9 protein-coding genes and 1 pseudogene are annotated in these 14463 nt (G+C 71.1%); 4 read left to right on the top strand and 6 right to left on the bottom strand.

Annotated elements, in window-relative coordinates:
* Positions 1-94: 94 nt before the first annotated feature.
* Positions 95-823 (bottom strand): DUF4232 domain-containing protein, encoded by a 729-nt coding sequence (locus ACZ61E_RS24275; RefSeq protein ID WP_469701960.1) that lies wholly within the window; start codon positions 821-823, stop codon positions 95-97.
* 320 nt (positions 824-1143) lie between these two features.
* Here ACZ61E_RS24275 and ACZ61E_RS24270 point away from each other — a divergent pair, with 320 nt between their 5' ends.
* Together ACZ61E_RS24270 and ACZ61E_RS24265 are read left to right on the top strand one after the other, a co-directional pair.
* Positions 1144-2544, top strand: coding sequence for a helix-turn-helix domain-containing protein (locus ACZ61E_RS24270; RefSeq protein WP_469701959.1), 1401 nt, complete (start codon positions 1144-1146; stop codon positions 2542-2544).
* Between the two features lie 12 nt (positions 2545-2556).
* Positions 2557-3102 (top strand): GNAT family N-acetyltransferase, encoded by a 546-nt coding sequence (locus tag ACZ61E_RS24265; protein WP_469701958.1) that lies wholly within the window; start codon positions 2557-2559, stop codon positions 3100-3102.
* A gap of 361 nt (positions 3103-3463) precedes the next feature.
* On the opposite strand, the pseudogene ACZ61E_RS24260 reads toward ACZ61E_RS24265, so the two are convergent.
* The 4 genes and pseudogenes from ACZ61E_RS24260 to argS all read right to left on the bottom strand — a co-directional run.
* Positions 3464-3652: pseudogene (locus tag ACZ61E_RS24260) on the bottom strand (hypothetical protein); the annotation flags it as partial.
* Positions 3653-3902: 250 nt separating this feature from the next.
* The gene (locus tag ACZ61E_RS24255) at positions 3903-6875 is read right to left on the bottom strand and encodes a 3-keto-alpha-glucoside-1,2-lyase-like domain-containing protein (protein ID WP_469701957.1); all 2973 of its coding nucleotides are present in this window, start codon (positions 6873-6875) and stop codon (positions 3903-3905) included.
* 421 nt (positions 6876-7296) lie between these two features.
* Positions 7297-8079, bottom strand: a complete 783-nt coding sequence (locus ACZ61E_RS24250; protein WP_469701956.1) for a DUF4253 domain-containing protein — start codon at positions 8077-8079, stop codon at positions 7297-7299.
* A gap of 192 nt (positions 8080-8271) precedes the next feature.
* Positions 8272-10035 carry an arginine--tRNA ligase gene (gene argS / locus ACZ61E_RS24245; RefSeq protein ID WP_469701955.1) on the bottom strand — a complete coding sequence of 588 codons (1764 nt, stop codon included), beginning with the start codon at positions 10033-10035 and terminating at the stop codon, positions 8272-8274.
* Positions 10036-10169: 134 nt separating this feature from the next.
* On the opposite strand from argS, the gene lysS reads away from it, so the two are divergent.
* Together lysS and map are read left to right on the top strand one after the other, a co-directional pair.
* Entirely contained in the window at positions 10170-11936 is a 1767-nt protein-coding gene (lysS, locus tag ACZ61E_RS24240) for a lysine--tRNA ligase (protein WP_469701954.1), read from the top strand.
* Between the two features lie 266 nt (positions 11937-12202).
* Positions 12203-12970, top strand: a complete 768-nt coding sequence (map, locus tag ACZ61E_RS24235; protein ID WP_469701953.1) for a type I methionyl aminopeptidase — start codon at positions 12203-12205, stop codon at positions 12968-12970.
* Positions 12971-13000: 30 nt separating this feature from the next.
* On the opposite strand, the gene ACZ61E_RS24230 is transcribed toward map, so the two are convergent.
* Positions 13001-14452 (bottom strand): DUF2637 domain-containing protein, encoded by a 1452-nt coding sequence (locus ACZ61E_RS24230; protein ID WP_469701952.1) that lies wholly within the window; start codon positions 14450-14452, stop codon positions 13001-13003.
* Positions 14453-14463: the final 11 nt, after the last annotated feature.

The raw sequence follows: 14463 nt of genomic DNA, 5'->3' as shown, positions 1-14463 counted from the left end.
GGGAACAAAGCGGGCCGGCGCGGGGCTCCCCCTCCCATACGGGCCCACGGGGGCCCCCCCCCCCCCCCCCCCCCCCCCCCCGTGACCGGAGCGGTTACCAGACCAGGGCGTCGGCCATCGTCGACTGCCAGTAGGAGACCGACGTGCTGTCGGAGATCGTCGTCCCCTCCGGGAGGGTGAGGTTCGCGGCGGAGCCGACCGACCCCTCGTTGTCGCGGCCCGCGAAGTGGACGCTGAGCTTGTACGCCGGGGTGGTCTCGGCGCCGTCGACGCCGCCGAGCGCGATCGAGGCGTAGGCCGTCTCGCCGGGCGCCAGGGTGACGACCGCCTGCGGCTTGCTGTCCTCGTTGATCCGGGTGACGGACTGGGCGTCGTCGAAGCCGAGCAGGGGCGCGTGGTAGGCGTCGCAGTTCCGGTCGCCGGTGTTGGTCGCGGTCACCAGCAGGTGGTTGATCGGCCGGGCGACATCGGTGACGGTGACCTTGGTGTTGGAGCCGGTGCAGGTGGTGCGGGCGTTGCCCTGGGCGTCGGAGCCCTTGCCGGTGCTGCCGTTCTTGGCGCCGCTCTTGTCCCCGGCGTTGCCACCGTCCTTCGTGTTGCCGCTGTCGTCGTCGCCGTCCGCGTTCCGGTCGGCGGGCGGCTGCTGCTCGTCGGCCGCCCCGGAGTCCGGCTCGTCCGTGGCCGTCGACGCCGCCGCGGCTTTGGAGTCGGGCTTCGGGTCGGCCCCGGCCGCGTCCGACGGCTGGCAGGCGGTGAGGGCGAGCGCGGCCAGGAGAGCGGTGGTGGCGGCGCTGGCGGCGGAGCGGATTCGGCGGTTGCGCATGAGTCTGGGTCTCCCGTTCGAGTAAGGCGGTCAGGTGCGGTTGATGAGCACGATCAGGACGCTCGTGCAGGCGATCACCACGCAGACGGCGACGCCGTCCACGAGGCCCTCGCGGATGCGGGTTCGGATTGCTCCTCCTCGGTCCGGCGGCTGCTGGGATCACCCTGCGGGGCGGCTGGAACTGCCCGCAATCAGCAAGGGACAATGAGGGAAGCTGGAACGCTGAGACGCCTGTGACCTGCGGGAACGTTGTCTCCCTGGGACGCGTTCCTGGAACGGCCGCGGACCGTGGCGTACCGATGTGGAGGGGGAGACTGCGCGTGGCGACGACCGAGGCCAGGGCTTTCGCGGAACTGCTCAGCGAACTGAAGGAGCGCTCGGGACGCAGCTACGGGGTGCTCGCCGCGAAGCTCCACGTCAGTACGTCCACCCTGCACCGCTACTGCAACGGCGACGCCGTGCCGGCCGACTTCTCGGCGGCGGAGCGGTTCGGCCGGCTGTGCGGTGCGACGGGCGAGGAGTTCGTGGAGCTGCACCGGCGGTGGATCCTCGCGGACGAGGCGCGGCGGCGGTCGAGGGCGGCGGGCCCGGTGGCGGTCGCTGCCGAGGAGGTCCGGGCGCCCGAGACCGCTGAAGGCGCCGATTCGGGTGGCGGGTCCGCCGAGCCCGCTGAGTCCGCCGCGCCGGCCGAGTCCGCCGAGCCTTCCGGGGCGGCCGAGCCCGTCGAGCCTTCCGCGTCCGACCCGTCGACCGACGCCGTGACACCGCATCCGAACCGGCCCGAGGGCGGGGGTGACACGTCCGCCCGGGGACGCGGGAAGCGCCTGTACATCACCCTGGCCGCCGCGGCGGTCGTCGTGGCCGTCGCCGTCCCCGCTCTTGTCCTCGGCCCGCTGAACGATCCGTCGACCGACCGTTCACCCACCGCGTCCGGTGTCGCGGACGGCGGTGGGTCCGGGTCGCCCGAGCCGTCCGTCCGGCCCTCCGGATCGCCTTCCCCGGACGAGTCGCCCTCGCCGAAGGCCGGTCCCTCCGACCGCGAGAGCGCGGAGGAGGAGGCCGCCGGCGGTGACGACGGGAAAGGGACGGGCCCGGTCGGCGGAGTGCCGGTGACCGTGAACACCCGGCCGTACGCCTTCGAGGACCCGTGCACCCAGCGCTATCTCGTCGACCGCCCCGCGTCCAGGGTCCCGCCGCCCCCCACCGAGCCGGACGCGCCCGGCTGGGTGGCCGCGCTCGGCGCGGTCTCCAGCGGCAGCCAGTTCATCGAACTGGCCCTCCAGGGCACCGGGAGCGAGACCGTCGTGCTCAACGACCTGCACGTGCGCGTGGTAGGCAGCGGGGCGCCGCTCGCCTGGAACGACTTCGGCACGGGTGTCGGCTGCGGCGGCGGTGTCACGACCAGGGCGTTCACCGTCGACCTGGACGCGGGGCGCCCCGGCGTCGAACCCCAGGGCGGGCAGCGGGACTTCCCCTACAAGGTGAGCGAGTCCGACCCGGAGGTCTTCCACATCACCGCGAAAGCCTCGGCCCGCTACGTCAGTTGGTACCTGGAGCTGGAGTGGTCCAGCGGCGGCCGCGAGGGCACGGTCCGTATCGACGACAACGGCAAGCCGTTCCGTACGAGCGGGGCGCAGGGGAGGCCGTCGTTCGACTACCCGCTCGGGGGCGACTCGAAGTGGGAACCGGCGGCCGTGAACGACCCGGACCAGTACCCTTAGGGAGTCCCATCCATGACCGCACTCGGTCCCGTCGCCTGGCCGCCGGCCCCGATCAGGACCGAACGGCTCCTGCTCCGCGAGTCCGGGGCCCGCGACCGTGACGCGTTCGTCGAACTGTTCGCCTCCCCGGAGGTGCGTACCCACCTCGGCGGGGCCCGGCCGCGGGACGAACTCGAACGCGCGGTGCCCGCGGTGCCCGGACGCCGCCCCGGCCTCTTCGTGGTCGATCTCGACGGGACGATGATCGGCACGGTCACGATCGAACGGCGCGACGCGGAGCGTCCGGGGCACGTTCTTCCGGAGGCCGGGGAGGCCGAACTCGGCTACATGTTCCTGCCGGGGGCGTGGGGCCGCGGATACGCCGCCGAGGCGTGCGCGGCGGCACTCGACTGGTTCGCCGGCGCGCTCCCCGGCGAGCCGGTGGTTCTCTGCACCCGGACCGCCAACGTCCCCTCGATGCGCCTCGCGGCGAAGCTCGGCTTCGTCGAGGTGGAGCGCTTCGAGGAGTACGGGGCCGAGCAGTGGTTCGGCGTGCGGGCGCTCAGGGCTGTCCCGTAATCCCCGGCGGGCGCGCGACGACGGCTACGGCGCCTCGCCGGCGTTGTCGGATCGCCCGAATACGCCCAGTACGAGGACGACCCTCCGCCCTGCGACGCACCGCATCCGACGCCGCGCGCTGATCCACCGGGGATCACGGGACAGCCCTTGAGCCGTGCCTTCAAAGTGGCGCCGTCCGCCCGCCGGGCGGGGTCCGCGGTGTCCGGTGCGGTGACCAACTGGTCCACCGACCCGTCCGGGACCGTGCCCGTCATCGTCTGACGTGTCGGACCGGAAGCCGAGCGGTATCGGCTGCCTCGGGCGCTTCGGCGGTCTCCGGGGCTTCCGGTGCGTCCGGGGCCTCGGCGCCCTCGGTCATGTGCGTCTCGCCCAGCACGGTCGCGTGTTCCAGGACGTCCTCGGCCGGGTCGTCGATCTGGCCGATCGAGAGCAGTGTGAAGCCCCCGTTGTGGGAGTTCGTGTGGGTCTCGTCGGCGGCTGCGCCGGTGGCGGGAAGCACGGCGCCCAGCACCGCCGCGCCCAGGACGGTCAAGGTGTGTGTGGCTTTCATCTCAGGTGGCAGCCCGTCTGCTCGTCGTAGTCCTCACGGTCCGGTCTGTCTATGGCGCAGAACGGGCGCGGAGGTCACGGCTGACGGTGTGTGTCGGTGCGGTATTCACCTCACCGGCGCAGTCGGCGCGACGGTGGAGGCCCGACGTCCGCGGCGAGGGCCGCCCGCGCGGCTGAGGCCCGGCGCGCAGGTGGCGGAGCCGTCACCACGAGTGGGACGGTCCGCCACCAGCGTTGCGGGGCGGGGTTGTTCAGAGCCGTTCGATCCAGATGTCGCGGAACCTCGGGTTGTCGCCGGGGTCCCCGTGGTCCTGCAACTTGATGTGGCCCGGCGCCGGGCCCTCGGGCCGGCCCGCACCCGTGGTGCCGGCGATGCTGACGTTCTTGTGCACCAGCTTGCCGTTCCAGCGGAGCGTCACGCGGGCGTTCTCCACCTTGGTGCCGTCCCTGTCGAAGCGGGCCGCCCGGAACTCGATGTCGTAGCTCTGCCAAGTGCCCGGGGCCGTGGCCGCGTTGACGTCCGGTGCCTTCTGCCGGTAGATCGAGCCGGCGTCGTCGTTACGGGGGGTGGTGACCCCGAACGACTCCAGCACCTGCATCTCGTAGCGCTCCTGGATGTAGACCCCGCTGTTGCCCCGGGCCTGTCCGGTCACCTCCGGCGGGTAGTCCGGCTGGTACCACTCGGCGTGCATCCGGAAGTCGCCGAACTTCTCCTTCGTACGGATGTCCCCGCCGAGCGACTCCATCGAGCCGTTCGCCACCGGCCACTTCGCCGGACCCCCGGCGGTCGCCTCCCAGGCGTCGAGGTTCGTCCCGTCGAAGAGGCTGACGCGCTTCGTCGGGGTGACGGTCAGATTGTCGAGGTTCACATGGCCGTCGTCCTCGGACTCGTAGACATAGGCGACGGTGTTCGCGCCCTTGCGCAGCGGCACCGACTCGACGTGGGTCGCCCAGGTGTTCCAGGTGCGCGTGCTGTCGAGCCAGATCTGTTTCCAGCGCTCGCCGTTGACGTAGACGCTCATCGAGCGGGGGACGGGTTGCGGGTCCGAGTTCATCCCGCTCGCGTACCGCAGCGCGAGGTCGTGCCGGCCGGCCTTGTCGGCCCGGACGGCGAACGTGGTGCGGGCGCCCGGCTCCCAGTTGCGGTCGATGAACCCCGCGCCTGAGTAACCGGAGTGGTTGTCGTTGAACCCGGTCCCGCCGTCCAGCGAGGCCGACTCCGCCTCGTACACCGGCGGCGGCCCGGAGCCGTCGGAGAGCTTGTTGAGGGTGTACCACGCCTCGGTGCTCCACAGTTCGGCACCGGACTCGGCGTCGAAGGGGCGCGGGGACTGTATGTGCACCACCCGGCCGGCCCGCAGGCCGTCCATCTTCAGCGTGACGGTCTTTCGGTCCGCGGAGAGCGTCGCCGAGGTGACGTCGAGGGTCTCCTCGTCCACCTTCGGGCCGCCGTACCTCGGGGTCGCCACGTAACGCCACTGTTCGGCCTTGTACTTCGCCGCCAGGTCCTTCGCGGTCTCCTCGGACAGCGGCTGGGTGTACTCGATCGTGAACCCGCCGTCGACCGCGCGCATGGCGCGCATGTCGAACGCGTCGTCGCCGGTGAGCGAGAGCTTCTGAAGGCCGTGCTTGAGCTTGCCCTGCTGGCCCCAGTTGCCCGAGTCGCCGATGCCGCCCGCGTAGATCGCCCCGTCCGGGCCGAGGCTGATCCGGCTGACCCCGGCCTCCAGCCCCTGCGTCATACGGAAGACCGCGCCCTGGTACTCGCCGCCGACCTTCTCCAGATACGCCCGTTGCAGGCCGCCGTAGGTCACGTCACCGAACACCATCTGGCCGGCGAACGGGCCCTTGGGCAGGAGGAGGGGGTTGCTCGGCGAGTTGGAGATCTCGCCGTGCGGCAGCCAGAGCACCGGCTCGGTCACCGGCTGGCTGTCGTACACGCCGTCGGGGTTCGTGTGGTGGTTGTAGAAGGCGCCCTGCTTGATGCGCACCAGCTTCGACGTCGGCAGGTACGCGCCCTGGTTGTCGGTGACGAAGATGTCGCCCTCCGGGCCCCAGCCGAGGCCGTTCGGTGTACGCAGCCCACCGGCCACGTAGGACACCTTGCCGGTGGCCTTGTTGATCTTCAGGGTGCTGCCGCGGTTGGGTACGAGCTGCGGGTCCCTGGTCGCGCCACCGGGGACCATGGCGATGCCCGTGCTGACGTAGAAGTGCCCCTTCTCGTACAGCAGGCCGAACGCGAACTCGTGGTAGTTGCCGCCGAACGGCCAGGTCGCGATCTTCCGGTACTCGTCGGTGACCTCGTCACCGTCCTTGTCGACCAGCGCGGTCAGGCCGTCCTTCTCGGACACGTAGATGGTGCCGTCGACGTACTTGAGACCCATCGGTTCCAGCAGGTTCTCGGCGACCAGCTTCTTGGTCACCTTCGAGGGGTCGGTGGCGCCGGTGACGTTGTCCAGCAGGTACACCTGCCCGAGTTCGCTCTCCCTGCTGCCGCCCCAGGTGCTGATGGCCATCCGGCCGTCGGGCAGCCAGTCCATGCCGGTGACCTGCGGCTCGAAGCCGTCGGGACGCAGGTCCGTCAGCGTGTAGTCGGGGTGCACGCCGGCCAGCGGCAGGCCGTCGCCCGGAGACTCGTCGACGCCCTCGCACGACTTGCGTCCCGGTGAGGTGACCCGGGTGACGTCGGCGTCGGTGCTCAGCGCGGAGCTGGGCACGGTCGAGAAGCCGGTTGCGCCCGGCGGCTGCCACTCCAGCAGGAGGCGCTGGTCGTAGGCGCCGTCCCAGTGGTCGATGCGCAGCGGGTGGAGCCCCTCGGTCAGCTCGATCGAGCCGTCCTTCGACTCGGCGCCGTGCGTGCCGCCGTTGTCGATGACCTCCGTGCCGTCGATGATCAGCCGGGAGCCGTCGTCGCTGGTGATACGGAAGTCGTGCTCGCCGGACGCCGGGATGTCGAGGTAGCCGGTGACCTCGGTGACGAAGTTGTCGGTCAGCCCGAAGTCCGCCGGGGTGGACCAGTCGATCGTCGGCTTCAGCTGGTCGATGTTGGGCGTCTGGCCGGGCTTGAGCGCGCAGAAGTCGTCGAGAGGCACCTGCACGTCGAACACCCGCATGGTCACGCCCGGTTCCTGGGGTGGTATGTCGGGGGGTTCGGCGGCGGCGGCCTGGCCCGGGATGAGCGGCACCAGGAACAGCGCTGAGAAGAGTGCGACGAACGGCCGCATGGGCCTTCCTCCTTGAGGGCCGAGGCAGCCGGCGGTCCAGTGGCTGACGGGCTGCCGCTCTCAGTGAAGGTGAGCCTCCGGGGAAAAGGCAACGGGTGGGAAAGCGCTTTCTGTCAACGATGGAAAAATCGATACGATCCGGCGGTGGCGGCAGGGTTCGTCATGCGCCAAAAGGGCGAAAAACGAGGACAATGAGCGCAGTTGGCTGTGATTGGGTGCGGAGTGTCTGGGAGTAGGAAGCGCTGTCTCTCTGAGGGAGGGCGGACGAGGGGCGGCGTCCCGGGGCGCGCCGCGCGGCAGCACCGTGGCGGGCGTGACGCCGCGCCGCCTTCGCGTCAGAGGACGCGCCCCGGGGTGTCGGGCCGATCGTGCCGGGGTCGCGTGCCCCGGTACGCACGTTCGCCGCGTTACGGGACAGCCCTCAGTCCCACCAGAACGTCCAGGCGGGCTGGTTCAGCACCTGGTGCGCGGCGTACGCGGGCAGGGTGGTGTGCCGGCCCTGGTTGATGTTGTCCGGGCAGAACGCGAAGTGCTCCGCCGCGACCGCCTCGGCCTCCTCGGCGGTCGTCGGCGGGGCGGCCACCGAGACCACCAGCTGGTCGAAGGTGAGCGCCACCACCCGTATCCCGAAGCGGTCCTCCCACGACCGCAGCACCGCGCAGAGCCGCGCCACGTCGTCCTCGTGGTTCACCGGGCCCGACCAGCCGATCGCGGCCGGTATGTCCGCGCTGCGGCGGGCGGGCACCAGGGCCACGCGCGCGCCCTGCATCCAACTGCCGTCGTCGGTGAGGATGGACGCGACCTCGGCCGCCTCCTCGTCGGGGTCGGCGGCCGACTCCTGGGGGGCCGCCGCCAGGCCCGGCCACTCCTCCTCCGACAGACGCTCCCAGGACTCGGCGAGGACGTCCTCCGTGTCGTGGTCGCCCGGATACGACACGGAGTCCGGGCTCAGGTCCCACTCCTCCGGCCACTCCTTGCGGTGACCGCCGTGGACGAGCAGCGGATGCAGCCCCGTCCTGCGGGCGGACAGCAGATCGGCCCATGCCCGGGGGCCCGCGGGCTCGTCCGCGTACCAGAGGAGCGGTTCGTGCCAGGTCCCGTCGATGGTCGTGTCGACCAGCTTGCCGGGCGGCAGTCGGAGCCCTGCCGACCGGCCCGAGGGGTCGGCGGCCAGGGCGGGCAGGGGGTTGGGGAGCGTCGCCATGCAGCAGACACTAAAGGCCCCCACCGACAACGGAGTTCAGCTTGTGGAACTTCCCCCGCCCGGCCCCGCGCGCAGCGGGCCGACAGGGTGCCACGTTGCGTGGACCGGGCTGCCCTCGGCGCCCCACCGTCTCACCGGCGGCGCGCCGAGGCCGGCCTTCAGGCGCTTAAGGGCGGTGGCGGTCGGCCGTCGCTACAGCCGTTCCGGGGTACGGATGCCGAGCAGGGTCATGCCCTGGTGGAGGGTGCGGGCCGTGAGGTCGCAGAGGAAGAGGCGGTTTTCGGCGGTCTCCTGCGGCGGGGCCGGCTTGATGACCGGGCACTTGTCGTAGAACGTCGTGAACAGTGACGCCAGTTGGTAGAGGTACGCGGTCAGCTTGTGCGGCTCGTACGCGGAGGCCGCCTCGCCGAGGACCTCGCCGAACTGGTCCAGGTGCAGGCCCAGTGCCCGTTCCGCCGGGGCCAGTTCGAGTTCGGGGCGGGCCACCGGGGTGCGGTCGCCGGCCTTGCCGAAGATCGAGCGGGTGCGGGCGTAGGCGTACTGGATGTAGACGCTCGTGTCGCCGTGCAGCGACACCATCTGGTCCAGGTCGAACTTGTAGTCCCGCGCGGCGGAGGTCGACAGGTCGGCGTACTTCACCGCGCCGATGCCCACCTGGGTGCCGCGCTCGACGATCTCGTCCTCCGTGAGGTCCTTCGCCTTCTCCCGGACGACCCCCGACGCGCGCTCGACGGCCTCGTCCAGCAGGTCCACCAGCCGCACCGTCTCGCCCTCACGGGTCTTGAACGGCTTGCCGTCCTTGCCGAGGACGGTGCCGAAGGCGAGCTGGACCGCCTTGACGTCCTCGTTCAGCCAGCCGGCCCGGCGGGCGGTCTCGAAGACCATCTTGAAGTGCAGCGACTGGCGGGCGTCCACCACGTACAGCAGGGTGTTCGCCTTCAGGTTCCCCACCCGGTCGCGGATCGCGGAGAGGTCCGTGGCCGCGTATCCGTAACCGCCGTTGCTCTTCTTGACGATGAGCGGAGTCGGATTGCCGTCCGGGCCCTTCACGTCGTCGAAGAAGACGCACAGCGCGCCGTCGGAGCGGACGGCGACGCCCGTCTCCTCAAGGATGCGGCAGGTCTCTTCGAGCATGTCGTTGTAGCCGGACTCACCGACGACGTCCTCGTCGCGGATCTCCATGTCGAGCTTGTCGAAGACCGAGTGGAAGTAGATCTTCGACTCGTCCACGAACCGCTGCCACTGGGCGAGGGTGTCCGCGTCACCGGCCTGGAGGGCCACGACGCGGTCGCGCGCGCGGGCCTTGAACTCCTCGTCGGCGTCGAAGACCGTACGGGCGGCCTTGTAGAGGCGGCCCAGGTTGGACATCGCCTCCTCGCCGGAGTCGGTCTCCGATCCGCTGTGGTCCAACTCGTGCGGGTGCTCGGTCAGATACTGGATGAGCATGCCGAACTGCGTGCCCCAGTCGCCGATGTGGTGGCGCCTGATCACGTTCTCGCCGGTGAACTCCAGGATCTCGACCATCGCGGCGCCGATCACGGCGGAGCGCAGATGACCGACGTGCATCTCCTTGGCGACGTTCGGCTGCGCGTAGTCGATGACCGTCGTGCCCGGGTCCGCGGCGCGCGGCACCCCGAGGCGGTCGTCGGCGGCGCGGGCGGCCAGCGTCTCGGTGATGGCCCGGTCCGTGACGGTGATGTTGAGGAAGCCGGGGCCCGAGACCTCGGCCTCCCTGACGAGATCGCCGGTGGACAGCGCCTCCACGACCTTCGCCGCCAGCTCGCGCGGATTGCCCTTCAGCTTCTTGGCCAGGGCCAGCATCCCGTTGGCCTGGAAGTCCGCCCGGTCGCTACGTCGCAGCAGGGGGTCCGCGGGACCGGCCTCCGGCAGGGCTGCCGAGAGGGCGTCCGCGATGCGCTGATCGACGCTCGATGCGAGGGAAGTGACCGGGGCCATGGGCTGGGAGCCGTTCCTGTAGAAGGGGGTGTCGGTGACCCCATTCTCCCATGGGGGAACAAGTCGTTTTCGCATTGTCGTAAGGGCCTGGGACAATGGCTGTCGCCGCTATCGCAGGCGTATTCGCAGGGCGTATGAGAAAGAAGGACGTACCGACCGTGGCTCAGAGCACCGAGACCGACTGGGTCTCCCGTTTCGCGGACGATGTCATCGCCGAGTCGGAGCGACGTGCGCCTGGCAAACCGGTCGTCGTCGCGTCCGGCATCTCCCCCTCCGGCCCCATCCACCTCGGCAATCTGCGCGAGGTCATGACTCCGCACCTCGTCGCGGACGAGATCCGCAGGCGGGGGTACGAGGTCAGGCACCTCATCTCGTGGGACGACTACGACCGGTACCGCAAGGTCCCGGCAGGGGTCCCCGGGGTGGACGCGTCCTGGGCCGAGCACATCGGCAAGCCCCTGACGTCCGTGCCCGCGCCGGCCGGGTCCGCGTACCCGAACTGGGCCGAGCACTTCAAGGCGCAGCTGATCGAGTCGCTGGCGGAGCTGGGGGTCGAGTACGACGGGATCAGCCAGACCGAGAAGTATCTGGCGGGGACCTACCGCGAGCAGATCCTGCACGCGATGCGCCACCGGGGCGAGATCGACGCGATCCTCGGGCGCTACCGCACGAAGGACAAGGCGGCCGGCCCGCAGAAGAAGGCCCCCCAGCAGCGGAAGAAGGTCGACGAGGCCGAGCTGGAGGCCGCCGAGGGATCGGGCGCCGCCGACGAGGACGACGGCGCCGGATCGGCCGGGTACTTCCCGTACAAGCCCTACTGCGGCAACGAGGGCTGCGGCAAGGACCTGACGACCGTCACGGCGTACGACGACGAGACGACCGAGCTGACCTACGTCTGTAAGGACTGCGGGTTCGAGGAGACCGTACGGCTCTCCGAGTTCGACCGCGGCAAGCTGGTCTGGAAGGTCGACTGGCCGATGCGCTGGGCTTACGAGGGCGTGGTCTTCGAGCCGTCGGGTGTCGACCACACGTCGCCCGGGTCGTCGTTCGTCGTCGGCGGGCAGATCGTGCGCGAGATCTTCGACGGTGTGCAGCCGATCGGCCCGATGTACGCGTTCGTGGGGATCTCCGGGATGGCGAAGATGTCGTCATCCAAGGGAGGCGTGCCGATCCCGGCGGACGCGCTGCGGATCATGGAGGCGCCGCTGCTGCGCTGGCTCTACGCCCGTCGCAGGCCCAACCAGTCCTTCAAGATCGCCTTCGACCAGGAGATCCAGCGGCTGTACGACGAGTGGGACGCCTTGGAGCGCAAGATCGCGGACGGGTCGGTGCAGGCGGCCGACGCGGCGGCGTACTCGCGGGCCACGCGTACGGCGGCCCGTGAGCTGCCGCGTACGCCGCGCGCCCTGCCGTACCGCACGCTGGCCTCCGTCGTGGACATCACGGCGGGCGCCGAGGAGCAGACGCTGCGGATCCTGGGCGAGCTGGACCCGGCCGACCCGCTGACCTCGCTGGACGAGGTGCGGCCCCGGCTGGACAGGGCGGAGAACTGGATCACCAGCCAGGTGCCGGCCGAGGCGCGGACGGTCGTGCGGGGCGAGCCCGACCGGGAGTTGCTGGACTCGCTGGACGAGCAGACCCGTGAGGGGCTGCGGCTGCTGCTGGCCGACCTGGAGTCGCACTGGTCGCTGGACGGGCTCACGACGCTCGTCTACGGCGTGCCGAAGGTGCTGGCGGGGCTGGCGCCCGACGCCAAGCCGACGCCGGAGCTGAAGGCCGCGCAGCGGTCGTTCTTCGCCGTGCTCTACCGCCTGCTGGTGAGCCGGGACACCGGCCCGAGGCTGCCCACGCTGCTGCTGGCGGTCGGGGCGGACCGGGTGCGGACGCTGCTGGGCGGCTGAAGCGCGACGTCGCCGGAGAAGGCCCTCGTCCGACTGACCGGACGGGGGCCTTCGCCGTGCCGTGGTCCGGACGCGCGGGCGCGTGGTCGGTGACGGCGGCCGGGTTCCGGTGCGCGCCGTCGTCGGCGGCCCGGCGGCCCGGCGCTCCGGCCGTCGCGCCGCGCGTGGTGCTCGTGGTGCGGGTGTGGGGCGTCGCGAGCCCCCGACTGTGATACCAATACCGGTATAAGTATTGGCTGGTGTCGCATTACGAGGAGTCATGGCACATGGTGGAGATCAAGACCGACACGGCGCTGGAGAAGATGCGTGAAGCCGGACGCGTCGTGGGACAGGCCCTCGAAGCCGCCCGCGAGGCGGCGGCCGTGGGAGTCAGCCTGCGCGAGCTCGACCGGGCCGCCCACACCGTCCTGAACAAGGCCGGGGCCCGCTCACCGTTCCTCGGCTACCGGCCCTCCTTCGCGCCCACCCCCTTCCCGGCGGTCATCTGCGCCTCCGTCAACGACGCCCTCGTGCACGGCATCCCCGACGACTACCGTCTGTGCGACGGCGACCTGGTCAGCATCGACTGCGGGGCCCAACTGGACGGCTGGACCGGCGACGCCGCGATCAGCTTCGTCGTCGGCACGCCCCGCCCCGCCGACCTCGAACTGATCGCCGCCACCGAACGGGCTCTGGAGGCCGGGATCGCCGCCGCCACCGTCGGCAACCGCATCGGCGACATCGCCCACGCCATCAGCACCGTCGCCCGCGCCGTCGACTGCGGCATGCCGACCGACTTCGGCGGCCACGGCATCGGACGGCAGATGCACGAGGACCCGCACGTTCCCAACTACGGACGGCCCGGCCGGGGATTCCCGCTGCGGCACGGCCTCACCCTCGCCATCGAACCCATGCTCATGGCCGGCGGGCGCAGTGAGTACCGCACCGATCCCGACGGCTGGACCCTGCGCACGATCGACGGCAGCCGCGCCGCGCACGTCGAGCACACCATCGCCGTCACCGAGGACGGGCCGCGCGTCCTCACCCTGCCGTGACGCGGGAGCACACGAGGGTGCGGACCGGCGCTACGCGATGTGCTCGGAGTCCTGGGCGTCCAGTTCCTCCTGGTAGCGGCGCGTGAAGTCCTTCACGTAGCCACGCATGGAACTCTCGCTCAACGGGCCGCCCGTGCGGCCCGTCACCCCGTACAGGTCCTGCAAGTAGACCGCCAGCTGGCGGGTGTTGGGCAGCGCCTGGCGCTCGCTGACGTACCGCCGGAAGGCGTTGTAGTACGCCTCCTCACGGGACATGCCCTCGGGGAGCGAGGGGGTGGGGAGTTCCTCCGGCTCCGGTACGGGCTCCGGCTCGAAGCCGGGCTCGAACTCGACCGCGGGCCGCGGGCCGAGAGGCCGGCGGGGCGGGAACTGCTGCGTCTGCTCTGCCTGCTGGGCATTCTGCTGCTGGGGCCGGAGCACCTCCGCCTCCGGCTGTCCGGCCTCGTACCGCTCCGCCTCGTACTGTTCGTACTGCTGGGCCTGCTCGTACTGCTGCCGCTCGTACTGCCGCGGGTCGAAGTCGGGGTCGTACGAGCCCTGGTACGGGCCCTCGGGCGCGCGCGGCGCGGCGAACCAGGGGTTCTCGTCGACGGCGGGCGGCTCCATGTCCCGCTGCTGGTTCTCCCTCGCCCACTGCTCCTCCTTCTGGAGCTGGATCCACTCCTCCTCCGTCAGCTCGCGCTCCTGCTGCGGCTGGGGGAGTTCGGGCGCGCTCGCGCTCACGGGCGCGGTGGCGGTGGTGGGCGCGGTGGCCGGCTCGATCGCGGTCGCCCGGACCGGCGGGAGCAGGGCCGGTTCGATACCCGCCGCCGCGAGACCGGCCGGACCGGTGTCCGCCAGCGGGACGCCGTACTTCGCCAGCCGCAGCGGCATCATCGCCTCGATGGGCGCCTTGCGGCGCCAGTTGCGGCCGTAGCGCGCCTGGAGGCGGGCCTGGTAGATGAGCCGGTCCTGTTCGAGCTGGATGATGTCCTCGTAACTGCGGATCTCCCACAGCTTCATCCGGCGCCACAGCTTGAACGTCGGGACGGGGGAGAGCAGCCAGCGGGTGAGGCGGACGCCCTCCATGTGCTTGTCGGCGGTGATGTCCGCGATGCGGCCGACCGCGTGCCGGGCCGCCTCGACCGAGACGACGAACAGGACCGGGATCACCGCGTGCATGCCCACGCCGAGCGGGTCGGGCCAGGCCGCGGCGCCGTTGAAGGCGATGGTCGCGGCGGTCAGCAGCCAGGCGGTCTGCCGCAGGAGCGGGAACGGGATCCGCATCCAGGTCAGCAGAAGGTCGAGCGCGAGCAGGACGCAGATGCCCGCGTCGATGCCGATCGGGAAGACGATCGAGAACTGCCCGAAGCCCTTCTTCTCGGCGAGGTCGCGCACGGCGGCGTACGAACCCGCGAAGCCGATCGCGGCGATGAGTACCGCACCGGCGACGACGACGCCGATGAGTATTCGGTGCGTGCGAGTGAGCTGCATCGCGGCCACTCGTGGCCCCT

Source organism: Streptomyces sp. NPDC104581 (assembly GCF_055583685.1).
The sequence above is the reverse complement of the archived record's forward strand: the minus strand, read 5'-3'. Positions and strand labels throughout refer to the sequence as shown.